The organism is Parabacteroides faecis (assembly GCF_014647375.1).
Classification (GTDB): domain Bacteria; phylum Bacteroidota; class Bacteroidia; order Bacteroidales; family Tannerellaceae; genus Parabacteroides; species Parabacteroides faecis.
Genome location: NZ_BMPB01000002.1, coordinates 303,330 through 329,758, shown reverse-complemented (window position 1 = coordinate 329,758; position 26,429 = coordinate 303,330). Strand labels below are relative to the sequence as shown.

Below are 26,429 nucleotides of genomic sequence, written 5' to 3'. Positions count from 1 at the left end.
ACATGAAATACAACAGACGTGATTTTATTAAAACAGGAGGTATGGTTATGCTTGGTTCACTGGCAGTTCCTTCTTTTTTAGAAGGTTGTGCCGGTAGTACTGCTGATAAAGCTGCCGGTATCTCATTTGCGTTAAACCATTTCGGGTTAAGCGAAAGTGATATGAAAAAAGTGCTGAACGCAGCACTGGAAAAAGGAGGAGATTATGCTGATCTTTTCTTCGAACACTCTTATCGTAACAATATCGGTTTACAGGATGGAGCGGTGAATCGCGCTTCTTCAAATATAGATTTTGGAATGGGTGTACGCGTCCTTTCCGGAGACCAGACAGGTTATGCCTATGTCGAAAACATCTCGCTGGACGAAATGCTGACTGCTGCACGCACAGCCGCACGTATCGCAAACGGCGCTGCAGGGAAAGGACCGGCCAAACTGACCGAGGAACCGATCGTCAATAACTTCTATGGCGTACAGACGCCCTGGGATGAGATTGCCGTCAAAGAAAAAACACCTTACCTGCAAAAACTGAACGACCAGATTTTTGCACTCGACAAACGTGTACATAAAGTAATGGCATCTCTCGGCGATACGACATCGCATATCTTTTTCTGTAACTCGGAAGGACAAATGTATTACGATTACCGTCCGATGGTTACACTCGGAGCTGTTTGTATCATGGAAGACAACGGCAAGATCGAAAACTCCTACGCTTCCCGTGCATTCCGTATGGGGGCCGAGTTCCTGACCGACGATATCATCAGTGAAGTGGCTAAAGAGGCTGTAGAGAAAACCTCTATCCTCTTCCAGGCGGTAAAACCTAAAGGCGGTGAGATGCCGGTCGTAATGGGTGCCGGTGGCTCCGGTATCCTGTTACATGAAGCAATCGGACATGCATTTGAAGCTGATTTTAACCGTAAAAACACTTCCATCTTTTCAGACCAGCTGAATAAGAAAGTCTGCAACGAACATATCAACGTAGTGGATGACGGTACGATTCCGTTCAATCGTGGTTCTGTCAATATTGACGACGAAGGTATAGAAGGGCAAAAGACATATATCGTAAAAGAAGGTATCCTGACCAGCTATCTGCACGACCGTATCAGTGCGAAGCATTACGGCATCCCGTCGACAGGTAACGGACGCCGCGAATCATTCCGCCAGATGCCTATCCCGCGTATGCGTGCAACCTATATGGAAGCGGGCAATGTGACGGAAGAAGAGATGATCTCGACCGTTAAGAAAGGTATTTATGCATCCAGCTTCACCAACGGACAGGTACAGATCGGTGCCGGAGATTTCACTTTCTTCGTAAAAGACGGTTATCTGATCGAAGACGGTAAACTGACACAACCGATCAAGGATATCAACATCATTGGTAACGGACCGAAAGCATTGGCCGATATTACAATGGTCGGCAACAACTATAAGATGGATAACGGCACATGGACATGTGGCAAAGACGGTCAGTCATGTCCGGTAACTTGCGGTATGCCATCCGCCCTGGTTAGTAAACTTACTGTAGGAGGAGAAAATTGATATGATAACTAACGAAAATAAAAAACTGGCTCAATGGGCCATGGAGTTCGCTTTGAAGAATGGTTGCCAGTCTTCACGTGTCAGCCTGTACAATGGTTCGAGCAGTTCGTTTGAAATCCGTGATATGAAAATCGATCGCCTGCAACAGGCATCGGAAAACAGTCTGGTCATCCAATTATTCGTAGACGGACGTTATGGTTCTTTTTCCACCAACCGTCTGGACAAGAAGGAACTGGAAAAGTTTATCCGCAATGGAATCGACTCAACCCGTTATCTGGCAGAAGACAAAGCCCGTACACTTCCTGACGCATCCCTTTATTACAAAGGCGGTGGTGCAGACCTGCAACTGATCGATCCTAAATTCGACTCCATACAGCCGGATGAGAAGGTTGCACTGGCAATGAAGACCTGTGAAGAGATGATAGGAAAAGACGACCGCATCATTTCTGCCAATTCTTCTTATAGCGATGAGAAAGACTTCAAATATATGGTTGCCAGCAACGGCTTCGAAGGTGAAGCCTGCGGCTCTTCATTCAGCTTGGTAGCCAGTGTCAGTATTCGTGGCGAAGGCGATGCCCGTCCGGAATCTTACTGGTATGATTCTTCCCTATACTACGATACAATGATCAAGGAAGGATTGGGAACCAAAGCATTGGAACGTGTTTTTCGCAAACTGGGACAAAAGAAAGTAGCCTCCGGAAAATATCGCATGATCGTTGATAACATGAATTCAGGCCGTTTGTTATCTCCCGTTATAGATGCTTTATATGGCTCGTCTATTCAACAGAAAAACTCTTTCTTGCTTGACAAGCTCGACCAAAAGGTTTTGGGAGAGAAACTTACTCTGATCGATGAACCGCATCTGCTCAAAGCTTCCGGTGCCCGTTACTTCGACGGCGAAGGGGTTGCGACCAAACGAATGCCTGTCTTTGAAAACGGAGTATTGAAAACATACTATATCGACACCTATTCTGCCAACAAAATGGACGTGAAGCCAACTATCGCCTCTCCTTCCATCCTGACAATGCAAATGGGCGACAAGGATACGAACGGTTTGATCGAATCCGTGGATAAAGGTATTCTTGTCACTGGTTTCAATGGCGGTAACTGCAACAGTACAACCGGCGATTTCTCCTATGGCGTGGAAGGCTTCCTCATCGAAAAAGGTAAACTGACACAGCCTATATCTGAAATGAATGCCACCGGAAATATGATCTCGCTGTGGAATAATCTGGCTGAAGCCGGAAATGACCCGCGTTTGTTCTCCAGCTGGCGTATTCCGTCATTATTATTCGATGGTGTTGATTTCAGCGGATTATAAGATTTTCACCTATATTCCATAAATAAAGGCCGGATGATTATTTCCGGCCTTTATTTATATACAAAAAATTGTTCTCTTAAAAAGGATTTTCTATATTTGCCAATACTTTATAATTAAAACTTGTAACTATGAAACAAAAGACCATTCCACCACAGGTGGTTATTAATGAAAAGCTTGGTGATTTCTTTATCGATATCGCCAAATTGGTATTTGCAGGAGTTGTACTCAGCACTTTATTGGATATGGAAGCAGATAAACAATCGGTATTATTACTGGGAGTATTTACGACTGTTGTTTTTGTAAAGATAGGATTTAGGTTTTACATGAAAAAAAAGAAATAAAATGGAAGCTATTTATTTATTTGGAGGACTAAGCATTTTTGGGTTAGTATTGCTTGCTTACCTTACCTATGACGACTGGCAGTACAAAAAGAAACATCCGGAAGAAAAATAATAATCATTACAGAAAAGGAGAAAGCCAGTCGACTTTCTCCTTTTCTTATCTTACCAATAAATAGACAGAAATAAAATGGCAGACACTGCCACCCAATACAAAGAAATGCCACATCGGATGCATATACTTATATTTATCGAAGAAATAAAACACGCACCCTACAGTATAAAATAGTCCACCGCCAATCAGCCAGTACAGTACATCCATTGAGCCGGTTTGTCGACAGACATCCAGTAACGGCTTAAAAGCAATAATAACCACCCATCCCATCGCCAGGTAACAGACCGTTTTCAAATGATCCGTTTTCTTCATCTTTCGGAAACTCAGAAAAATCCCTATCACAGCGGCAACCCAGACAATCGCAAACAACGACCATCCCCAATAACCAACCTGACGAAGGGCTACTAAGGTGAAAGGAGTATATGTTCCCGCAATATGCAAATAAATCGCACTATGGTCGAAACGGCGAAGTAATCTTTTACGCCGGGCATTTGCCGAAGCATGGTAAAAGGTTGAAGTGACGTAAGAAGATGTCATACTAAGGGCATAAACCACCGAACTGCCGACAGCCCAGGGATTTCCGCTCCGGATTGAAGCCATCAATAACAGAATGAGAGCAACCGCCCCGAAAATCATCCCTGCGCCATGTGTCAGCACATTGGCAACCTCTTCGCCATAAGTTTGTCTTTGTTTGGTCCTGACCATTCGAGGTTACAGTTGTTCAGCTTTAAAACCGGCTGCCGTAACTGCCGCAACAACTGCATCAGCCGGAACATCGGCTGTAACTTCCAATACCTTGTCCGGTGATTTCAGATCGATGGACCATTCGTTATCTTTCACTACGTTATTCAGTTTTGCACCGATGGCTGCTACACAGCCGCCACATTTTGCGTTTGTTTTAAATTTCATTGTTGCCATAATTTTTTATATTTATACTATTACTTCATAAATTTCAATCTCAAACTGTTAAGCACTACAGATACGGAGCTGAACGCCATTGCCGCACTTGCCAGCATCGGATTCAATAACAATCCGTTTACCGGGAATAATACCCCCGCTGCCAAAGGTATGCCTATCAGGTTATAGATAAATGCCCAGAACAAGTTCTGATGGATCAGCCGGACAGTCCGTTTCGACAATTTGATTGCTTCAGGCAATAACAACAGGTCGGAAGTTATTAGCGTGACCATCGCCACGTCCATCGCAATATCCGTACCTTTTCCCATCGCGATACTGACATCTGCACGGGCCAGCGCCTGTGAATCGTTAATGCCGTCGCCGACCATAGCCACTTTCTTCCCCAGCTTCTGAAGGGCGATGATATATTCCTCCTTATCGTTCGGCATCACCTCGGCTTTAAAATGCCCTATACCTAATGTATTTGCCACCCTTTCAGCAGTTTTTACGCCGTCGCCCGTCAGCAAATGAACTTCAATTCCCATCTCTGTCAACTTCCTGACAGCTTCTGCCGATGTGGGTTTGATACGGTCCGAGATAGCTAAAACAGCCAGCAGACGATCGCCTTCGCCATAATAAACGACGCTAATGCCTTCCTCCTGCCATCTGCCGATCTGTTTCATCGTATCATCAGGAATCCGGGCTCCGAACTTTTCAAGCAGTCCCTGACTTCCGACCCAATAGACAGTACCGCCCACTTCCATACGGATACCCCGCCCAGTAAGGCTTTCGAAGTTTTCCGCTTCAGTGGTTGAAGCACCCGAATCTTCCAGCCAACGGATAATAGCAGAGGCCAGCGGATGTTCCGATTTCAGCTCTGCCGTATAAAGGATATCCAGATAGCAGACATTCGACTCGGTCAACCAACAGGAATCGACAACTACCGGAACTCCTTCCGTCAGTGTACCTGTCTTATCCAACACGATCGTGTCGACCTTACACAGCGTCTCCAAAGCATAAGCATCTTTTATCAGTATATGTCTTTCAGCCCCCTTCCCCATTCCGACCATCAGGGCGGTAGGAGTTGCCAGACCTAAAGCACACGGACAGGCAATAACCAACACCGATACAGCCGAAAGAAGTGCGTAAGAGAAATAGCTGCTGCCGCCGATCGTCATCCAACAGATGAATGTCACAACAGAAAGCAACACGACCACCGGAACAAATATACCACTTATTTTATCAACGATGCGCTGCACAGGCGCTTTACTTCCCTGGGCCGCCTGTACCATCTGAACGATTTGTGCCAGGATCGTATCATTACCGACTCCCGTTGCTTCCATCGTAAAGGCACCTTTCTGATTGATCGTACCAGCCAATACCCGATCGCCGGCCGCTTTCTCAACAGGGATCGGTTCGCCGCTCAGCATGCTTTCATCCACAGAAGAAGAGCCTTGCAGCAAAACACCATCCACAGGAATTTTCTCACCGGGACGGACGCTTACCACATTTCCGGTCTTTAAGGAAGAAATAGGGACTTCCTCCTCTTTACCTTCCGTTACGAGGCGGGCAGTCTTCGGCTGCAATCCCATCAGACTCTTGATAGCAGAGGATGTACTGTTCTTTGCCCGTTCTTCCATCAGTTTTCCCAGCAGGACAAAAGCGATGATCACACCCGATGCTTCATAATATACATGTGGCTCCAACCCTTTTTCAATCCAGAACTGCGGATATACAGTATTAAAGAAGCTGAAAATAAAGGCTATAGACGTACTGAGGGCCACCAGCGTATCCATATTGGCTTTCCCCTGAACAGCATGGCGTGCGCCACTCACATAAAAGGTTCTGCCGAACAGCAACATAATTGCCAATGCCAGCACCATCATAATCCAGTTAGCATAGGGCATATGCATAAATACCATTCCCAACAACGCCAAGGGCACGGATAATACCCACGCCCCGATCGTATTCCGCTTCAATTTCTTATAATGCTTACGCGCCATCTCTTCCTGCTCGGCAAGCGGATCTTCCGATTCTATGATCAGATCGTATCCCGCTCCCTGCACAGCTTCTTGTATTTTCTGTAAGCTGATTACAGACGGACGAAACTTAACGGACAAAGTGTTAGCCGCAAAATTAACAGATGCCTCTTCTACCCCGGAAAGCCCCTTAACAGTGCTTTCCACGTTATTGGCACAAACCGCACAACTCATCTCCAGGACGGGCAATACCTTACTTTCTATATCTTTCATTATTGTGTATCTATTTATACCGATTCTATTTGTAGAACAAAGATACAAATAAATCAGTTGCAACAAAGTTGCGGATTTTCATTACTCCTGATTAAGATATGTATAAATTTAATAGTTTTATTTGGTATCTTTGTCCTATTATTTAACAATCGGATACCCGATCTTTGTCAGACTAATTTACGAATGAATTTATAAATAAATACAGTTATGATACTTGACTCCTTGAATAACACAGAAAAAGTAGAGCGCTTACACCCTCTTTTCAAAAAAGCATTTGATTACATCAAAGAAACAGATTTTTCCAAAGTGGAAGATGGTAAATATGAACTGGATGGTTCCCGCCTGTTCGTCAGTGTGGTCAGTTTGACCGGTAAAGACAAAAATGATGCCGCTATCGAAACACATAAAAAATATATCGATATCCAGCTCCCCTTGTTAGGCGTGGAAAAAATCGGATGGAAGCCCGGTTGCGAACTGCAGGAAGAATCTATTCCTTACGACGAAGCAAAAGACATTGCCTTCTATGTAGATCGTCCTACCGCTTATACTAAAATCTATCCGGGACAATTCGCTGTTTATTTTCCGGAAGACGGACACGCTCCCGGCATCGGCGAAGGGAATATCCGTAAGGTGATCGTAAAAGTACAGGTAGAAGAATAATATTGCCAGATACGACAAAGCCGGTATTTTCCGAATAAAGATCGAGACAATCTTTAAGGGAAATACCGGCTTGCTTTTGTAAAGTTCTTATCTCGTCACTGCCCTGTTGCCTGCAAATACTGCGTACGTTTGATCAGGTAACTCGTATAATCGTCTGTGTATTGATCACGACTCTGCTGCAACAGCGACTGGGCATCCAGCAAATCGCTCAATGTTTCGGTCCCAGCCTGGTAATAGGCGGTACTGAGACGGACATTCTCCTCTGCCGTCGCGATTGATTCTTCCGAGAGTTTGACCTGCTTATAAGCTTCTTCCAGCTCGTTCCATAATTTCTGCATCTGCAAAACAAGTTTCTCATTCGAATCCTGGCGGGTATATTCGGCAGCCTTCAACTGTAGTTTCTGTTTCCGGATAGCATGCGACCCTCCCCACCAGTCCGTGATCGGAATACTGACCGTAGCAAAGATCATCCCGAAAGAATGATCGGTATCCAGAATATTATGATACATATAACCGGCTCCTATACCCAACGACGGCAGGTTTTGGCCGACTTTCAGTTTATATTGCAGGCGGCTCGCCTCAACCTGTTTATCCAATAATTTATAACCCACAGTATTAGGCAGAGCCGCTATCGGATCGACCCGATAAGTTTCCGGTAACGGCAAAGGCTCCTGCAAATAAGAACGGACAAGGAAATCATCTTCCGCCACACCGATATACTGTGCCAATACCATTTTAGACAAGCGCAGATTATTTTCTACCTTCAGCCGATCGCTGGCAACACTGTTCTTTTTCAGTTGTACCTGCAACAGTTCATTCCGGTTGGCAACACCGGCTTTTACCGAGGTTTCGACATCTTTATAAAGATTACCGACCAGCGATTCAATGATCCCGATCGTTTTCATCTTTTCCTGCAAAGAGACGTTCTGCCAGTAATATTGCTCGACCGTCAACAGTACCTCATCTTCCGATTGCTTCATCTGGTAACGGCTAACCTCTACAGCCAGTGCAGCCAGCTTGTTGCTGTTCCATATTTGTCCGCCGACAAATACAGGCTGGACGGCAGTAACTCCTCCCATGACTCCGTTTTTCCCCAGTGTCATTTCCAGTCCCGGCATCAAGATCATTTCCGCCATTCCGTTGTCGGAAGCAAAAGCGCCTCCTGTTGCACTGACAGAAGGGAAGTATTTGGTAAATGCTTCCTTTCGGGTCTCTTGCGTCCCTTCCAGATCAAGACGGGCATTCTTCATCCGTGCATTATTCTCCAATGCCAACCGGCTGCATTCTTCCAATGTAAGAAGCTGTTGTGCATTCCCTACAACCAGACACAAGGACAATAAACAAACCAAGCCAGGTATTCTATATCTTATTTCTCTTCTCAGCATATTCTATTTTTTTTATTATTTGATTCTAATCTTTTCCTCCCGATCTTTTATATTTTTGACCTAGGTAGAAAACGTTTTGCACCTAGGTCAAAAACGTTTTTCACCAAGGTCGTAAACGTTTAGCACCTGGGTCAAAAATATAGAAGATAAGGATGTTTTTATCAGGATATCTGCACTCTGCAGTTATCGGTTCTGCTATTTCCGGCTACTTATTCCCGAATATCTTCCAGTAGAATACCGGTAAGATGGTTACCGCCAGTATCATAGCAAAGACGGTTCCGGCACAGATCACGATTCCCATCGGCATCCAGAGGGAACTTTGGCTGATGATCATCGGAACTACTCCTACTGCCGTCGTAGCCGAAGTCAGGAAGATCGGGAGCATACGGCGTTTACCGGCATCGAAAGCGGCATCCTTCGGAGTGAAATGGTGATTGATCCTCAGATCCTGGGCATGCTCGAACATAATGATTGCATTGCGGACGATAATCCCCATCAGGCTGATCACTCCCAATACACAAGTCACACTGAAAGCCGTATCTGCCATCCATAATCCCAAAGAGGCACCGAACAGGCAAAGCAACAGAGAGGACAAAGCCGCCAGTGCCAGGCCGATCTTCTTGAAGTTGAACAGAAGAAAAAAGAAGATGATCACCACCGCGATCAGTAAACCGCGCAACAGGGGTTCGATAATCTCCAGGTCTGCTTCTTTCGCTCCGCCATATTCCATAGAGACACCCGCAGGAAGTATGGGTTCGATCTCGGCTTTTACTACTTTCTCGATCTTTTTCTGCATGCTGTTTTCCGTATATCCCCGCTTCACCTGTGCCATGACACTGATCGTACGGACACCGTTACGTCTCACGATCTGCCCTTCATTCCATCCGGCTTCTACTGTGGAGACCTGTCGCAGAGGGACACTTACACCCGGGACAGCCGTAGGGATATATTCGTCTTCTACCTGGTTGAAAGGCTGTTTCTCCTCCTTTTTATCCGCTTTCAAATGGACTGGCAGTGCATAATCGCCCTCCCAGACGGAACCGACCGACAAACCGTCGTAACGGATAGCCATATCGGCAGAGGCCATTGCTTTCGTAATTCCTAGGCGGGAAGCTTCTATCGGATCGAGCTTCACACGTATTTCGGGCTGCATCTCTTCATAGTTGGTGTGTATCCATTCCAGTTCATCTATTCCGCGCAAAGCCAGCATCATCGAATCGGCCGCCTGCTTCAGCAAAGCGATATCTTCGCCGGAAAAACGGATCTCCAATGGAGAAGACACATTCTGATAATCCAGTTGTTTGAACTTAACGTAGGCGTTCGGGAAATAATCGGCATAACGATCGGTATAATCGTCGAGAATTTCCACTGTTGCTTCCGGGGAAGCGGTATTGACAATGAACTGTGCATAATTCTTTCCTGCCAGATTGGGGGCATAGGTTGTCTGGAAACGGGGCGAAGCCATACCGACAAAAGAGGTGACGGAAAGGATACGTTCGTCTTTCTTCATAATGGAATAGAGACTGTCGCAAACCTCTGCCGTGCGGTGTAAAGGCGTTCCCTGCGGCAGATATATCTCCACGGCGAACTGGTCACGGTCGGCAACAGGCATCATGCGCTGATCCAGACGAGTCATCATCCATAAGGCAAGCAGAATGGAAAGCACACCTATCCCGATCGTTGTCTTCGGAAAGCGGAATGTCCATTTCAATGTTTTCTCGTAAACGGACTGGACTATATCCAATAAATTAAAGGTCGGTTTAGCTTCTTTTTCCTTCCGGTTGTGCAAACCTTTCTTTATCACGGCATATTCGAACAGCGGGATAAAGACCATGGCTATGACCAGTGAGATCATCAGTGAGATCGTGATCGTCCAGGGGAAATACTCGACAAAATCATACATCTGTCCCGTCATGGTAAACAATAGCGGGAAGAAGATGATACAGATACAAAGTGTCGCCAGGAAAATAGACCCGAAATAATCTTTTGCACTGGAGATGGCGGCATTCCAGCGGGACATTCCCAGATCCAGCTTCTCGAGATAAGCGTCGATCACGATGATGGAGTTATCCACGATCATACCTAACACGACGATCAATGCAGCCAGTGTAACCGTATTCAGCGGAATGCCGGTAACATACATCACCCCTATCGAAATAAAAATACTGATCGGAATGGATGTTGCCGCTACGACTGCCGAACGGAAAGGGAACAGAATCATCATCACCAGAATAACGATGATGATAGAGACGAAAAGGTCTCGAATGAAAGAGGTTACCGACTCGTTCACCACCTTCGGCTGGTCGGCAATCCGGCGGATAGAAACACTATCGGGTAACTCTTCCTGGAAAGAGGCCAGCACTTCGTCAACCTGCCTGCCATATTCCACAATATTATTCCCCTCCCTCATTTCCATGGAGAGAATGATCGCTTTCTTTCCGTTATTGCTAATGTAGCTATCCGGTTCGGGATATTCACGGACAATCCTGGCGATATCCTTCAGGCGGATCATATTGCCTTTATTATCGGAGTAAATGATCTGTTCGCCGATCTCCTTTTCCGAAGGATAGGAGACGGAGAAATGGAGAGGGATATCCAGTGATTCGCCTTTCGCCGTTCCGCCGGAGGTTGTGAAACCCTGTGTAAACAGAGTCGTAAGCAACATCCTGCTATCCAACCCGTAAGCCGTCATTCTATCTTTATCCAGATAGACTCCGATCTGTTCATTCTGTACTCCATAACGACGGAGATTGGATACGGATTCGATACGGCGGAGACGGTCTTCCAATGTCTCCAGATACTTTTCCAGTTCACGGTAAGTCTTGTCTTCCGATTCCAAAGTGATCAGCAAGGCAGACGTATCGCCAAAATCATCATTAGCAATAAGTGCCAATACACCGGCCGGCAATTGCGACTTGAAGTTCTGCAATCCCAGTTTGATCTTCGACCAGACTTCATCTTTATTGTTCACATCATCGTTCAACTCGACCATCACATATACCAAGCCGTCTCTCGACATGGAATAGGTTTTCTTCTTCTTTACTTCCTTAAAGGTGAAGAGATAGCGTTCGAGCGGCTTTGCCAGTTGTTCTTCCACTTCGGAAGAGGTGGCACCGGGATATACGCCCACTACAACACCTTGACGGATAATAAATTCAGGAAATTCCTGTTTTGGCATCTTTACCAATCCGTATATGCCAAGCAATACCAGCAGAAAGATCAATAGCAACGTGATCTGGTTATAACGCATGGCAAGCTCTATGATTCCGCGTTTCTTTTTCATTGTACTTTCACTTTCATGTTCTCACTGATTTTCTGGTAACCTTCGGTAACGACCTGGTCGCCTTCTTTCAATCCGTTCGTTATTTCTATACCGTCAGTGGTCAACGGGCCGGTTACAACCTGCCTTGCCTCTGCCCTTCCGTTATTTACACACCAGACGAAGTTGTTTCCTGTATGGGATATTTGTACGGCATTCACCGGGATAGAAATGACGGGAGACGCAGCATCATCCAACACGTTGACACGGCAAACCATTCCCGGCATCAACAATCCTTTGCCGTTATTCAGCTTGATCCTTGCATCATACGTATGGGAAAGCGGGTCGGCAACTACGCCTTTCTCCGTTATCTGTCCTTCAAAAGACAGGTCTCCAAGAGCGCCTACAGTGATCAGAGCTTTCTGTTTATCCAACCTGGCAACTTCTTTTTCCGGTATAGCGATGCGGACATACACCTCGTTGATCTCCAATAAAGTAAGCACAGGAACTCCCGGTTGTACATTCTCACCCGGCTCGACAGTCCGTTTTCCGATCACACCGCTGAATGGGGCATACAAAGAAGCATCTTCCAGATTCTTCCGTGCAATACGTTCCATGGATTGTGCCTGCTGTAATTTACTCTGTACTTCCACCCATTTGATCTCGGGAAGACTTTTACTGTCATAAAGTATCTTCATTCGATCGCAGGCATCCTGTGCCTGAACCAGGGAAGCATGTGCCGCCTCATAAGAGTTTTGAAGCGTCGCCCGGTCGAGCGAGGCAAGAAGTTGCCCTTTATCCACCCGCTGGCCTTCCCTGACAAGTATTCTCTCGACATTCCCCATCACCTGGAAACTAAGGGAAGAGGCCGACATATCTTCTACTGTTCCTACATAATATTGTTCTTTAACGGAACTCATATCTGTAATCCTAATAACCTTTACCGGGATTTCCCTTTCTGCCGTTCCTTTGTCCTTGCTTCCGGTGCAACTCAGCAGCAGAGATAATAACAAAAGGGTTCCCACGCAATTAACAATCTTCATATTATTCTATTCTTTGATTTGTACTACAAAATAAACAGTGCAAAAGTCGAGAGATTCTTTAGAATACAAAAGGTCTATTTGCTAATCGTATTGTTCTAAAAGTCGCTTACTCCGGGTTGATATTCCAATTCTTTTATGTATGTTTACAGTCAAATAGTAAAAAGATGGATAATACGACCGTACCTGTTATTGATTTCTCTTTTATAGAAAATCTGCCCGAAATAGATTATGTGGATAAAGACCTAGCCATATTCAATACGCTGGATCATTTTCCAATATTCGAATATCCCAGTCGTATTAAAGCGGCTGCTTTTGCTGTTTGCCTGAGTGGTTCTATCCGTATCAGCATCAATCTGGAAGAATATATTATTACCCAAAACACATTGGTGGTCATCTTACCGGAGCAGATAGTGCAACACTATGAACAAAGTGCCGATTTCAAAGGGGTATACCTGGGGGTATCGGAAGATTTTGTCAACAACATAACTCCTAACATACAAAATTTGCTCTCAGCCTTCTTTTACATCAAGCGGCATCCTTATACCATACTCACGAATGAAGAGTTGGAGGATCTGGTGGAATACCATGCAATCTTATGGAAACGGGTGAAAAATAAAGATCATGCTTATCAGCGGGAGGTCATACAAAATCTTCTGCTGGCTTTGTTCTACGATATTTGTGATATATTCCGTAAACATGAACCGCAACACACTAATAAGGTATCCAGAAAAGAAGAATTGTTCGAGAAGTTTATACAAACTGTGATGGAGTATTATAAGGAGGAAAGAAGTCTTGGTTTTTACGCCGGTAAACTTTGTATTACACCAAAATACTTATCCCTGATATCCAAAGATGTCAGCGGAAGATCAGCCGGAGAATGGATCGACCAGTATGTGGTACTGGAAGCAAAGACATTACTGAAATCGACCCGGATGAGTATCCAGGAGATTGCCGATGTGCTGAACTTTGCCAATCAATCTTTCTTCGGCAAATATTTCAAACACCACACCGGTATTTCCCCTAAAGAATATAGAAAAGTATAATCTCTTACAGATACGTGGATAAAACACCCATCAACGCTTTAATATCGATCGGCTTCGCCAGATGATGGTTCATGCCGGCATTGAGGGCGTTCGCCACATCTTCGGAAAAGGCGTTGGCCGTCATAGCAATGATCGGTATATTTACAACATCCGTACGCGGAAGTTGTCGTATTTGGCGGGTCGCCTCATAACCGTCCATAACGGGCATTTGGATATCCATCAGGATCATCTGATAATAACCTTCAGCCGATTGCATCACTTTATCGACTGCATCCTGTCCGTTCACCGCCGTTTCAACCAGTACACCTGTGCTGCCGATGATTTCCTCAGCTATCTCACGGTTCAGGTCATTATCTTCCACCAGCAAAAGATGTTTCCCTGAATGATCGACCTCTGAAAACTTAACAGGTTCAATTACCTGACGTACTTCACCCTTTTCAAGAAATCTCCTCAATATCTGAAGTAATTTTGATTTGAAAAGAGGCTTAGCGACAAATCCATTAGCACCTGCCTTCCGGGCATCCGTCTCATATTCATCTATATCATAGGCCGACAGAATGATGATCGGGACGTCCGGTCCGACTGCCGATCTTATCTGCCGGGTAGTCTCGATACCGCTCATTCCCGGCATTTTCAAATCCATGATAACGGCAAAATAATCCTCCTTTTCTTTATGACGTTTCCTGGTTGCAGCCACCGCTTCACTACCGGAACAAACCCAATCGCTCTCCAGCCCGATTTCCGACAGACAATTACAGGTACTCAGACAAGCCGTTTTATCATCGTCGACAACAAGCACAGACAGTTCCGGTCGTTCTATCTTCTCATCAAAGGCTTTCTCATGGTATTTCAATGGCATGTGGATAGTAAAACGGGTGCCTTTTCCATATTCGCTCTCCACCTGGATATCACCTCCCATCATCCGAATAATACTGTGACTGATAGCCATACCAAGCCCTGTTCCCTGAATACTGCTGATACCATGATCGTCGGCTCGTTCAAATGGCTGAAATATCTTATCCAGAAAATCAGGTTTCATTCCTCTCCCATTGTCTTCAAAGATGAACTCATAGTTGGCAATTCCATCATGGGGAGCCTTTTCTTCAATGCTAATCAGGATCTGCCCATTATCCGGTGTATATTTGATCGCATTGGATATAATGTTCATCAACACCTGTTTTATTCTTTGAATATCTCCTACTACGTTTTCATGATGTAATCCGCTGACATGGATATCCAGTTTGTGCTGCTTGTTCTTAATCTCCGATTGCATCATAACGATCAGATCCTGCAGAAGTTCACCGATATTAAACTCATCCTCCGATAGTTTCAAACGTCCGCTCTCTATCTTCGACATATCCAGAATTTCATTTATCAGGCTAAGCAACAGGTTTGACGCGCTCGTTATCTTTTTCAGGCAATCATGTACGCGTTCGTGGTCATCTACATGTGCTCCTGCAATAGCCGTCATACCCACGATCGCATTCATCGGCGTACGGATGTCATGACTCATCCGGGCAAGAAAATCAGATTTCGCCTGATTGGCCTTTTCTGCGAAATCGAGTGCATCCTTCAGAAGTTGAGACTGTTCCTCCAACTTCTTTTGTAACTCGCGTTGTTCCGTAATGTCCGTAATATCGATGTAAACGATAATATAGATGGATTCTCCGTTCACACAGCCGATACATTCGCCATTCAACTGAAACCAGGAATAGCTTCCGTTCTTATTTCTCGAACAGATAACAAAATGAACCGGCTCTCCTTTTTGCATCAAAGGAATATGCTCATCCAGAACTATCCTGCTTTTTTCCGTCAAATGAGAAAAAGTAGGAAAAGTGCTTATATTCTCTTTTTTGATACCGAAGAAACTCAAAAACTTATCATTCGCATCCAACAATCCCAGACTTCCATCCTTCCGTATTTTGTATTTAGCGATAAATCCGGGGATATTCTCATAAGCAATCGTTTGTTCGATACGTTTCTGAATCATATCATCCACATTTGTGATAACTGTGTATGCTATAGGGTGGCCGTTATAAACCTCTTCCGTAAAAGAGGCTGTTATTTTCGTCCAGATCAGGGAACCATCTTTACGTTCCATCTGGACAAATACATCATATCTGCTCTTGCCGGTTTCCAATGCATTTGTCACAGCCTCCACAATGGTATCCCATCCGGCTTTATTCCTTGCAAAAAACAAATCGCATTGGTTGTGGAATGTTGCTTCATATTCTTCTTTCGGATATCCAATCAAATCATAATAGAAGTCATTGGCCCATAAGACCGTAAAATGTTCATCCACCAAATGTTTGCTGACACTTACTCCCATCGTACACATCAACAAATTATAATCTCCATCTACCTCCGGTTGCAAAAACTGTTCTTCCATGATACTTCTATCTCTCAATGATTATTCTTTATTACGTTACATCTCTTTTCATACCGGAACCTTAATAATTGACTTTGGCGTCCGGTAGTTGCCGCTTATATTCGTCTGTCATATAAGTTTTGTGAAGATGAATCGATACTTTTTACAAAGTAACAATTATTGGTAGCAACTAACAAATCCATTTTTTCTTTTATATGTTCTATTCTTTCTCTCATAACATTTGTTTTTCAAATAATATTTATATTTGATGCAAAAACTAATCGACAGAAATGGATAAACAAATTATCAGCATCGATTCGCCAACCGATTTCATTGTCGGCAAATATGTATCCTCCGATGAACTCAAACAATATATGAATGCGCCTTACAAAATTAAAGCAGGGGTCTTTATCCTCTGCATGGAAGGATATATACGCACTACTATAAACCAATCCGAATATACATCGACACGTCATCATGTTACGACATTGATTCCCAATTCTTATTTACAGATCCACGAAATGTCAGAAGAGATATTAATCTATTTTGTGGCTTTTTCCTCTGATTTTATGGGATACGTTAACTTTGTGAGAAGTACGATGAACTGCCTATCGGTTATCTATAAGAATCCGGTTATCCCCATTTCCCAGGAGATGTCTTGTCTTTTTGCTACTTTCTACGATCTCTTGTTCCAGTACGCCATATACCCCAATATTCTGAACAACAAAGAGATGATAAAAGCCATTTTTACAATGTGCAGCCAGGGTATTGTTGAATTATATAATAGTAATCAACTCCTGGAAAAAAGAGAATTGACCCGGTACACCGAAATATACCAGGATTTCATGAATCTGGTCCTAAAACATTATACGACGGAGCATAACGTCACATTCTATGCAGACCAACTTGGACTGACACCTCCTTATTTCTCCACATCGATCAAAAAGGCGATCGGACAAACACCTCTTGAAGTCATTACTCAAATAATTATCATGGATGCCAAAGCCCAACTGAAAGGGACAAACCTGGAAATCAAGAAAATAGCCATGGGACTTGGTTTCAACAATCTGTCTTTCTTTAACCGATTCTTCCGGCAACATGTAGGAATGACTCCTCAGGAATACAGAGGAAAAACATATACTTATTCATATTATCAGAAAGATCCCAGTAAATAAATACGTTTACTGGCTATCCGCCTACTATAACATCTATTCCATAACGATTAAATATATCTGTACATCGCTGTACAGTTTCTTCTGAAGGTGTCGCCATCGGATACCGGTTCGGATTGTATGTCGTACCTAATTTATCATGTTTATTTTTTCCGATATCATGGTATAACAATAAATTTACTGTACGGTGTTCCCAGGGTAAGGAAGAGAGAAAAGCGGCCGCTTGTACCATATTCTCTTCATCGGCATTGATACCTTCGATCAGTGGGATACGGATATGGAACTTATAACCGGCTTCTGCTATCAGGCGTAAGTTAGAAAGAATCAATTCATTAGGGACACCACAATAAAGCTTATGTTTAACCGTATCCATTTGTTTGAGATCTACCAGAAATAGTTCGGAATGCTCCATTACCTCCCTGACTATTTCCGGTCGGGCAAACAATGTCGTATCGACGGCACGGTGAATACCCAACTCTCCGCAACGCCTGAGCAATTCCAGCAGCATCTCCGGATGTAATAACGGTTCCCCACCACAGAAAGTAACACCTCCCTCCGACCGATCCATGAAAACCGTTTCCTTCCCGATCTCTTTCATCAGGTAATCGATGGAATATTCTGTTCCGGATATCTCCATTGCCATCGCCGGACAGACTTCCGCACAAGTACCGCACAGGTCACAAAGAGACCGATCGGTCACGATTCCTTCAGAAGTCCATGTCAATGCCTTTTGCGGACAAGCTTTCACGCAAGTGTTGCATCCTATACATTTCTTCTTTGTATACAGTTTCTGTTTCCGGCAGGATAATCCCTCCGGGTTATGGCACCACACACAGGAAAGCGGGCATCCTTTCATAAAAATAGTTGTTCGGATGCCCGGCCCGTCATTTATTGCATAACGCTTTATGTCGAATATCAATCCCATTTTTCAGTTGACAATTGACAGTTGACAATTGACAGCTTTAAGGTGTTTTACCTGTCAACTGTCACTTGTCAACTATCAACTAATTAAAAGTTATCCTGCTCCGTACGGGCAATCACATCTGCCTGCAGGTCTGCATTCATATCATTAAAATAATCGCTATAACCGGCCACACGCACCAACAAGTCTCGATAATCTTCCGGACATTTCTGGGCAGCATATAACGTTTCCGTATCCACGATATTGAACTGGATATGATGTCCTCCCAAAGCAAAATAACTGCGAATCAAGGATGCCAGTTTGGAAATATCCTCCTCCCGTTTCAAGAGGCTCGGGAGGAAACGCTGATTCAGGAGAGTTCCGCCACTCTTTACCTGGTCCAGTTTTCCTAATGATTTGACAACGGCAGACGGTCCGTGCGTATCGGCACCATGAGAGGGAGATGTCCCGTCGGAGATCGCTTTCTCCGCCAAACGTCCGTTAGGAGTCGCTCCCATTACTTTTCCGAAATAAACATGACAAGTGGTCGACAGCATATTCAGATGGAAACATTCCCCCTTCGTATTCGGTTTTCCTTCAATAGTATCATACAGGTCATTAAAAACTTTAATAGCAATAGAGTCGGCATAATCATCATCGTTACCAAAGAAAGGCGTACGATTCAAAATCGTTTGACGCATCACTTCCGCACCGGCAAAATTGTTAGCCATCGCTTTCAGCATCTCGTCCATAGAGAAACGCTTATCTTCGAACACATGTTTCTTTAAAGAAGAAAGACTGTCGGTAATCGTTCCCAAACCGGTACATTGTATATAAGTAGTATTGTAACGCGGACCACAATTATAGTAATCACGTCCCTTGGCAATGCAATCGTCAATAAACAGAGAGAGGAAGGTTGCCGGAGCATATTTGGCAAACATACGGTCGATATAATTACTGACACGCATCTTCATATCCACAAAGTACCGAAGCTGTTTCATAAAGGCAGCATACAGATCATCATAATCTGCGAAATTGCGCGGATCACCGGTTTCCAGTCCTACTTTACGACCCGAAACCGGATCAACGCCATTATGAAGTGTTACTTCCAGTATCTTCGGCACATTCAGATATCCAGTCAATACATAGGCCTCTTTACCGAAAGCACCCACTTCAATACAACCACTGCAACCTCCTTCCCGGGCATCCTGCAACGACTTTCCCTGCCGCATCAATTCCTGGATATACACATCCGGATTAAATACGGAAGGATAACCATGCCCCTGACGGATCACTTTACATCCGGCACGCAGAAAACGTTCCGGCGTACGGGAGCTGATATGAATAGCACTACCCGGTTGCAGGATATGCAGTTCTTCGATCGTTTCCAGCATGATATAGGATACTTCGCTTACTCCGTCGCTACCATCGGCTTTCACGCCTCCGATATTCAGGTTGGTGAAATCATTGTACGTTCCGCTTTCCTTAGCAGTTATACCGACTTTCGGGGGAGCCGTATGGTTGTTTACCTTGATAAAGAAACACGACATCAACTCTTTGGCTTCGGCACGGGTAAGTGTCCCGGCTGTTATTTCCTTCTCATAGAAAGGTGTCAGATGCTGATCGAAATGCCCCGGATTCATGGCATCCCACCCGTTTAGTTCGGTTATGGTTCCGAGATGGACAAACCAATACATCTGTATAGCTTCCCAATAAGTACGCGGAGCATGTGCCGGAACCCAACGACAGACATCTGCAATCTTACGCAATTCAGCTGCCCGTACCGGATCTTTCTCCGTCATTGCCATCTCATCAGCCAGGTCGGCATGACGTTCGGCAAATAAGATAGCGGCATCACAGGAAATAGACATCGCTGTCAGTTCTTCCTGTTTATCTGTCGCTTCCGGGTCGTTCATGAAATCCAGATCAGCCAATTCTCCGGCTATCCGTTCCTTCAGGTCAAGCAAACCATATTGATATACTTTACCGTCGAGTGCCGTATGTCCCGGAGCACGCTGTTCCATAAACTCAGTGAACATGCCGACCTCATAGGCTTCTTTCCATTCTTTCGGAACATGGCTGAAAATACGTTCCCGTTGTGTACGGCCTTTCCAATAGGGAATGACTTCACGTTCATATGTATCGATATCTTCCTGGCTGATCGTATAACGTTGCAAATCACGGGTATTCAACACATGCAGATCCTCTACGCTATGGCAGGTCAGCTCCGGAAAAGTAGGAACAGCTTTCGGTGCCGGACCACGTTCACCCACGATCAGTTCGTCCTTACCGATATAAATAGTCTTATGCCTGCATATTTCCAGAAAGTTCAACGCCCGCAGTATCGGGATAGGATATTTGCCATAGTTTTCTTTATAGAAACGGGTCTCGATCAGTGCCCGTTCAATGGATAAAGAAGGTTCGGCTTCGAAAGAAAGCCGGCGTAACCGTTTGATACGGTCGTTCATACCATAAGCATTTGCTTCCACTGCAGGAGCAAAATTAGAGGCACTCTTAGGTACACGCTGAGCTGTTGTCGTACTCATTTTGAATGGTTTATTTATTCGTGCATACACTATACACTACTACGCACAGAGACACACAGTATTTTTAAAGAAATAATTAAGAATAACAAAAGAATTTACCGCACCACAGGCGGCAATACCCGGGAGAGAGAAAATTGTTTAAAGATAGAACATCAAACAATTGAAAAGTTTTCTGTAACCTTTTATAACCATATTATTTACATAGTGTTACACTGACATCGCAAACATAAATACTTTTAAGGAATAAACAAAATTATTGCATCCGTATTTTTAGTATATTTGCAACAATCAATTTGTTTTCATGGTTATTCAATAAACATATCTTCATGGAAAATCGTTTCTTAGGACTTATCGAGAACAGCATCAAGGAACATTGGGACCTCCCCGCTTTCTCTGATTATAATGGACATACATACCATTATAAAGATGTGGCCCGTCGTATAGAAAAATTTCATATAATACTCGAACATGCAGGGATCAAGAAAGGAGACAAAGTCGCTTTGGTCGGGCGTAACTCGTCCAACTGGGCAATCTGTTTTTTCGGAATCCTGGCGTATGGAGCCGTAGCCGTTCCCATCCTGCACGAGTTCAAGCCGGACAACATCCATCATATCGTCAACCATTCGGGAGCCAAAGCTGTTTTGGCCGGTGCCAACAACTGGGAGAACATGAACGAACAGATGATGCCCGACGTCAAACTGTTCATGATGCTGGATAATTTTTCCATCATCAAAAGTAAGAACAAGGATGTACGGATGGTCCGTGACAGGATCAATGAATATTTCGGAAAGAAATATCCCCGCTCATTCACCTCCTCAGATGTAAAATATCATGCTGAACAACCGGAAGAACTGGCTGTTCTGAATTATACATCGGGAACAACAAGTTTCTCCAAAGGTGTTATGATCCCTTATCGTAGTTTATGGAGCAATACACAATTTGCTTACGATAACCTGCCGTTCATTCATCCGGGAGATAGCGTTGTCTGCATGCTACCAATGGCGCATATGTACGGACTGGCTTTCGAGATACTGAATTGTGTAAATAAAGGTTGTCATGTACATTTCCTGACACGTACGCCCAGTCCGAAAATCATTGCCGAAGCTTTTGCCCGCGTAAAGCCGGCATTGATACTTGCCGTACCTCTTATTATTGAGAAAATCGTTAAGAATAAGATATTCCCTGAACTGGAAAAGCCTCTTATCAAGCTGTTGCTTAAAGTCCCTTATCTCGATCAGAAAGTTCTCGACACGATTGCAAAGAAACTGAACGATTCGTTCGGCGGTAAATTCGGCGAAGTGGTTATTGGCGGTGCAGCTTTGAATAAAGAGGTGGAAGAGTTCCTGCGTTCGATCAAGTTCCGATATACGGTAGGTTATGGTATGACGGAATGCGGTCCGTTGGTTGCTTACGAGCAATGGGATACTTTCAAGAAAGGCTCCGTCGGCCGGATTGTCGACCGGATGGAAGCACGTATCGACTCTGCCAATCCTACTAATGAAGTTGGTGAAATCTTGGTTCGTGGCATGAATGTGATGTTGGGATATTATAAGAATCCGGAAGCAACCAAAGCCGTTATGATGCCCGACGGATGGATGCGGACCGGCGACCTCGGAACGATCGACTCCGATGGCTTTCTGTACATTCGCGGACGCAGTAAAACAATGATACTGGGTCCGAGCGGACAGAACATTTATCCGGAAGAGATTGAAGACCGGTTGAATAATATGTTATATGTAGCTGAATCACTGATCATCTCTCAGGGGGGTAAACTGGTTGCTTTGATCTATCCGGACTGGGAACAGGTCGATAAGGCAGGTATCCAGCATTCTGAAATAGAAAAACTGATGCAGCAGAATGTAGACCAACTGAATGCAGAAATGCCTTCGTACAGCAAAGTCTCCTGTTTCAAGTTATATCAGGAAGAATTTGAAAAGACACCGAAACGCAGTATAAAACGATATCTGTATCAGCCAGCGGAAGAAAATTAATTATTCCAAAGGTGATCAATGAAAAAGCGGTGACACCGGATTTATTTACCGGAGCCACCGCTTTTCCTTTATTTATCAACAGATTACTTTTTTCAATCTTAAGACTATTTTCTGAAAATAATCAGCAATTCGACTTATCAGCATTTAATGCTTAATTCGCGTAATACGTCCCGAATCTTTTCAAAGGTCGTAATACGTGTCGGAACCAGCGGCAAACGCAATTTGTTTTCAATAAAGCCCATTGCATTCAACATACTTTTAGCTCCGGCAGGATTACCATCTACAAACAGCAGTTCGAATAACTCGGTGAAGCGATGATGTATAGTCCGGGCATGATCATAATCTCCGGCCAACGCCAAACGCACCATGCGGCTGAATTCACGCGGGAAAGCATTACCGATAACAGAGATGACACCGATAGCACCTAACGTGATCAACGGGAATGTGATACCATCGTCACCCGAAATAACATTGAAATTAGCTGGTTTATTTTTGATAATATCATCCATCTGTGTGATATTTCCGGAAGCCTCTTTCACAGCAATCACATTCTTGAACTCACGTGCAATGCGGAGCGTCGTGGCAGCAGTCATATTCACACCTGTTCTTCCCGGTACATTATATAACACGATCGGAAGTTTTGTTGCTTCGGCAATAGCTTTGTAATGCTGATAAATCCCTTCCTGTGAAGGTTTATTATAATAAGGCACGACAGACAGGATCGCGTCGATACCATCGAAGTTATCATTCTTTAATTTCTCAACAATCGTACGGGTACAGTTACCGCCGAGACCTAAAACAATAGGTATACGACCATTCACTTTCGTTACGACAAGGCTGATAATTTTCTTTTTTTCTTCTTCAGTGAGGGTTGGAGTTTCCGCTGTAGTTCCTAACACTACCAGATAATCGGTTCCGTTCTGCACCTGGTAATCAACCAGTTTGCCTAACGCATCATAATCCACACTTTCGTCTTCTTTAAAGGGAGTGATCAAAGCCACACCCATTCCTTTCAAATTTATGTCTGCCATGGGGAAAATATTCCTTTTTTGTTATTTAGCACTGCAAAAATAACGAAATTATATCATTTGGAGCGGATTGTTTGCAAATAAAATAATATATGTCCGAATATATGCTTTATATCAGCGTTTTCTGTCACTGAAATAGTAAGATCGTATAAATCAAGTTCACTGCTCCTTGCCCCGACTTTGAAAGTCCCGGGATGCTTCAGCAACAAATACTGCATGGCATAATTATCCCCTCGTGTAAGGTCGATAAGTATATCCGCATCACATGAACAGAACTTCTTCTCTATTTCATCCACAGGCATATACCACATATCCAGATCTGTTTTTGCATGGATGACCATATAGGACGGATCCATTTCAGGAACCGTATCGCCGGAAACATAGACACAAGCTTTCGTATTCTTCTGCTGCGAGCGTAATGTTTCCAGGCAAGGCTCGACAATATCCTTATCCTCGACATTGAACAATACCAGGATATGGCCTGCATCCTTCAAAGTGCAGAAATGACTCTGACGCTTTCCGGCCTGCTCTGCCAGTCCTTTTACTTTTTTACGGATGAAATGGTTCGTCAGTCTCATTCTGCCAACATATTTAAGAATTCATTCTCATTGATAATCTTTACTCCCAGCTTGGCTGCTTTTTCCAGTTTTGCCGGACCCATATTTTCTCCGGCAAGGATATAATCCGTTTTGCCGGAAACAGAACCGCTGTTCTTGCCGCCATGCTGTTCAATCATCGCTTTATATTCATCACGCGAATGTTGTGAGAAAGTTCCGCTGATCACGATCGTCAAACCTTTCAACTTGTCAGAACGATTTGCCAGTACTTCTTCCGCCACCGCCATCTGTAATCCGGAAACCTGCAGACGGGCAACCAATATGCGATTATCCTCGTCGGCAAAATAATCCACTACACTGCGTGCGATACGTTCGCCGATCTCATCCACTTCCGTCAATGTCTCCAACGATGCTTCCTGTAATTGCTGCATCGAATGAAATGCAGAAGCCAAACGTTTCGCTACCGTCTCACCTACATAACGGATACCTAATCCGAACAATACCCGTTCAAACGGAACCTGCTTGGATTCCTCCAGGCTGGTCATCAGATTACGGGCACTTTTCTCCGCCCAACGTTCCAAACGCAACAAGTCTGTCATCTGCAATGTATACAAGTCTGCCACGTTTTTGACCAAGCCTGCATCATACAGATCCTCCACGGTCTCGGGTCCCATGTTTATATTCATTGCCCGTCGGGTAACGAAATGTTCGATACGACCTTTTATCTGGGGAGGGCAACCGGATTCATTCGGACAGTAGTGAGCCACCTCTCCTTCGGGACGGTACAAAGGTGTACCGCATTCCGGACAAGTCTTGATGAAAGTGACCTTCGCCCCCAACAACATCGAACGGGAATCGACATCGACACCCACGATCTTGGGGATGATCTCTCCTCCCTTCTCTACATATACATTATCTCCCAGATGCAAATCCAGACCTTCTATGATATCCGCATTATGCAAAGAGGCACGTTTCACGGTCGTTCCGGCAAGCAATACAGGCTCCAGGTTGGCTACCGGAGTAACCGCTCCCGTTCGTCCTACCTGGAAAGATACAGAGTTCAGACGGGTTACCGCCCGTTCTGCCTGAAATTTATAAGCGATCGCCCAACGAGGACTTTTAGCTGTGAATCCCAGATTCTTCTGCTGGCGAAGCGAATTTACTTTCAGAACGATACCGTCTGTTGCTACCGGCAGGTTTTTCCGTTCCACATCCCAATAAGCAATGTAGTCGAAAATATCCTGCAAGCTATTGCACTTACGGATAACATCAGGTATTTTGAATCCCCAGGTACGGGCCATCTGTAAGTTTTCATAATGGCCTTCGGCGGGAAGGTTTTCCCCCAGCAAATAATAGAAATAAGCATCCAGCTTACGTGAAGCCACAATAGCCGGATTCTGCTGTTTCAATGTTCCTGACGCGGCATTACGGGGATTGGCAAAAAGCGGTTCTTCCTGTTCTTCGCGTTCTTTGTTCAGACGGTCGAATTCCGCCCACGGAAGTAATATCTCACCACGAATCTCAAAATTAGCAGGGTAATTCTCTCCGCGCAATTTTAAAGGGACAGAACGGATTGTCTTTACGTTCGCCGTCACATCATCTCCACGGGTTCCGTCACCACGGGTAACGGCACGCACCAGACGTCCGTTCTCATAGATCAACGAGATGGAAGTTCCGTCATATTTCAGTTCGGCAACAATCTCAAAAGGCTCGTTCAAAGCACGTTCCGTCCGCTCATAGAAATCACGTATCTCTTCTTCGGAATAGGTATTCCCTAAAGAAAGCATCGGATACTGATGAACAACCTGTTCAAACTCCTGCGACAGGTCGCTTCCCACCCGTTGCGTAGGTGAATGCGGATCGGCAAATTCAGGATGAGCTTCCTCCAATGCCTGTAACTCTTTCATCTTCTCATCAAACTCACGGTCTGATATAGTCGGTGCGGAAAGCACATAATAATTGTAATTATGTTGCTCCAGCTCATCACGAAGTGCTTTAATCTTTGCCTCTACTTCCAT

Annotated in this window: 19 protein-coding genes; 7 read left to right on the top strand and 12 right to left on the bottom strand. The window is 44.4% G+C overall.

From position 1 onward, the window contains the following. Positions 1 to 2 precede the first annotated feature (2 nt). The 3 genes from IEY67_RS03900 (at position 3) to IEY67_RS03890 (ending at position 3,197) form a co-directional block, all read left to right on the top strand. Positions 3 to 1,535, top strand: coding sequence for a TldD/PmbA family protein (locus IEY67_RS03900; RefSeq protein ID WP_183669872.1), 1,533 nt, complete (start codon positions 3 to 5; stop codon positions 1,533 to 1,535). 1 nt (position 1,536) lies between these two features. Next, entirely contained in the window at positions 1,537 to 2,856 is a 1,320-nt protein-coding gene (locus tag IEY67_RS03895; protein ID WP_122372982.1) for a TldD/PmbA family protein, read from the top strand. A gap of 128 nt (positions 2,857 to 2,984) precedes the next feature. Then, positions 2,985 to 3,197, top strand: coding sequence for a DUF6722 family protein (locus IEY67_RS03890; RefSeq protein ID WP_183669870.1), 213 nt, complete (start codon positions 2,985 to 2,987; stop codon positions 3,195 to 3,197). Positions 3,198 to 3,354: 157 nt separating this feature from the next. On the opposite strand, the gene trhA is transcribed toward IEY67_RS03890, so the two are convergent. The 3 genes from trhA to IEY67_RS03875 are packed head-to-tail and all read right to left on the bottom strand — an operon-like array spanning position 3,355 to position 6,458. Beyond that, positions 3,355 to 4,014, bottom strand: coding sequence for a PAQR family membrane homeostasis protein TrhA (gene trhA / locus IEY67_RS03885; protein WP_122352725.1), 660 nt, complete (start codon positions 4,012 to 4,014; stop codon positions 3,355 to 3,357). Between the two features lie 6 nt (positions 4,015 to 4,020). Beyond that, positions 4,021 to 4,227 (bottom strand): heavy metal transport/detoxification protein, encoded by a 207-nt coding sequence (locus tag IEY67_RS03880; RefSeq protein WP_183669868.1) that lies wholly within the window; start codon positions 4,225 to 4,227, stop codon positions 4,021 to 4,023. A 20-nt stretch (positions 4,228 to 4,247) separates the two neighbouring features. Further along, the gene (locus IEY67_RS03875; protein ID WP_183669866.1) at positions 4,248 to 6,458 is read right to left on the bottom strand and encodes a heavy metal translocating P-type ATPase; all 2,211 of its coding nucleotides are present in this window, start codon (positions 6,456 to 6,458) and stop codon (positions 4,248 to 4,250) included. 207 nt (positions 6,459 to 6,665) lie between these two features. Between IEY67_RS03875 and IEY67_RS03870 the strand changes: the two genes are divergently transcribed. After that, complete coding sequence (locus IEY67_RS03870) at positions 6,666 to 7,118, top strand: NanQ anomerase/TabA/YiaL family protein (protein ID WP_122352722.1); 453 nt, start codon at positions 6,666 to 6,668, stop codon at positions 7,116 to 7,118. A gap of 95 nt (positions 7,119 to 7,213) precedes the next feature. Here the strand turns inward: IEY67_RS03870 and IEY67_RS03865 are convergent, their stop codons facing one another. The 3 genes from IEY67_RS03865 to IEY67_RS03855 form a co-directional block, all read right to left on the bottom strand. Beyond that, on the bottom strand, positions 7,214 to 8,503 hold the full coding sequence (locus IEY67_RS03865; protein WP_183669863.1) for a TolC family protein: 1,290 nt from the start codon (positions 8,501 to 8,503) through the stop codon (positions 7,214 to 7,216). Between the two features lie 205 nt (positions 8,504 to 8,708). Beyond that, positions 8,709 to 11,786, bottom strand: a complete 3,078-nt coding sequence (locus tag IEY67_RS03860) for an efflux RND transporter permease subunit (RefSeq protein ID WP_183669861.1) — start codon at positions 11,784 to 11,786, stop codon at positions 8,709 to 8,711. Then, a complete protein-coding gene (locus tag IEY67_RS03855; protein WP_183669859.1) occupies positions 11,783 to 12,805 on the bottom strand; it encodes an efflux RND transporter periplasmic adaptor subunit in 1,023 nt (340 codons plus the stop codon). The genes IEY67_RS03860 and IEY67_RS03855 overlap by 4 nt, the downstream gene beginning before the upstream one ends. Positions 12,806 to 12,969: 164 nt before the next feature. Here IEY67_RS03855 and IEY67_RS03850 point away from each other — a divergent pair, with 164 nt between their 5' ends. Then, positions 12,970 to 13,848: a helix-turn-helix domain-containing protein gene (locus IEY67_RS03850; RefSeq protein ID WP_122352718.1), complete on the top strand. Its 879-nt coding sequence runs from the start codon at positions 12,970 to 12,972 to the stop codon at positions 13,846 to 13,848. Positions 13,849 to 13,852: 4 nt separating this feature from the next. On the opposite strand, the gene IEY67_RS03845 is transcribed toward IEY67_RS03850, so the two are convergent. Beyond that, on the bottom strand, positions 13,853 to 16,237 hold the full coding sequence (locus IEY67_RS03845) for a PAS domain-containing hybrid sensor histidine kinase/response regulator (RefSeq protein WP_183669857.1): 2,385 nt from the start codon (positions 16,235 to 16,237) through the stop codon (positions 13,853 to 13,855). A gap of 269 nt (positions 16,238 to 16,506) precedes the next feature. Between IEY67_RS03845 and IEY67_RS03840 the strand changes: the two genes are divergently transcribed. After that, the gene (locus IEY67_RS03840) at positions 16,507 to 17,391 is read left to right on the top strand and encodes a helix-turn-helix domain-containing protein (protein WP_122372974.1); all 885 of its coding nucleotides are present in this window, start codon (positions 16,507 to 16,509) and stop codon (positions 17,389 to 17,391) included. A gap of 13 nt (positions 17,392 to 17,404) precedes the next feature. Here IEY67_RS03840 and IEY67_RS03835 read toward each other — a convergent pair whose 3' ends face one another. Both IEY67_RS03835 and hypD read right to left on the bottom strand, forming a co-directional pair. Then, a complete protein-coding gene (locus tag IEY67_RS03835) occupies positions 17,405 to 18,313 on the bottom strand; it encodes a glycyl-radical enzyme activating protein (protein WP_122372973.1) in 909 nt (302 codons plus the stop codon). An 83-nt stretch (positions 18,314 to 18,396) separates the two neighbouring features. Continuing rightward, a complete protein-coding gene (hypD, locus tag IEY67_RS03830; RefSeq protein ID WP_122372972.1) occupies positions 18,397 to 20,835 on the bottom strand; it encodes a trans-4-hydroxy-L-proline dehydratase in 2,439 nt (812 codons plus the stop codon). Between the two features lie 326 nt (positions 20,836 to 21,161). Here hypD and IEY67_RS03825 point away from each other — a divergent pair, with 326 nt between their 5' ends. Then, complete coding sequence (locus IEY67_RS03825; protein WP_122372971.1) at positions 21,162 to 22,826, top strand: AMP-binding protein; 1,665 nt, start codon at positions 21,162 to 21,164, stop codon at positions 22,824 to 22,826. A 137-nt stretch (positions 22,827 to 22,963) separates the two neighbouring features. On the opposite strand, the gene dapA is transcribed toward IEY67_RS03825, so the two are convergent. From dapA to ligA, 3 genes are read right to left on the bottom strand one after another with little or no spacing between them, the layout of a single operon-like run. Further along, complete coding sequence (dapA, locus tag IEY67_RS03820; protein ID WP_122352712.1) at positions 22,964 to 23,857, bottom strand: 4-hydroxy-tetrahydrodipicolinate synthase; 894 nt, start codon at positions 23,855 to 23,857, stop codon at positions 22,964 to 22,966. 53 nt (positions 23,858 to 23,910) lie between these two features. After that, positions 23,911 to 24,432, bottom strand: a complete 522-nt coding sequence (locus IEY67_RS03815; protein WP_183669855.1) for a DUF6913 domain-containing protein — start codon at positions 24,430 to 24,432, stop codon at positions 23,911 to 23,913. Further along, positions 24,429 to 26,429, bottom strand: a complete 2,001-nt coding sequence (gene ligA, locus IEY67_RS03810) for an NAD-dependent DNA ligase LigA (protein WP_183669853.1) — start codon at positions 26,427 to 26,429, stop codon at positions 24,429 to 24,431. Before ligA ends, IEY67_RS03815 begins: the two co-directional genes overlap by 4 nt.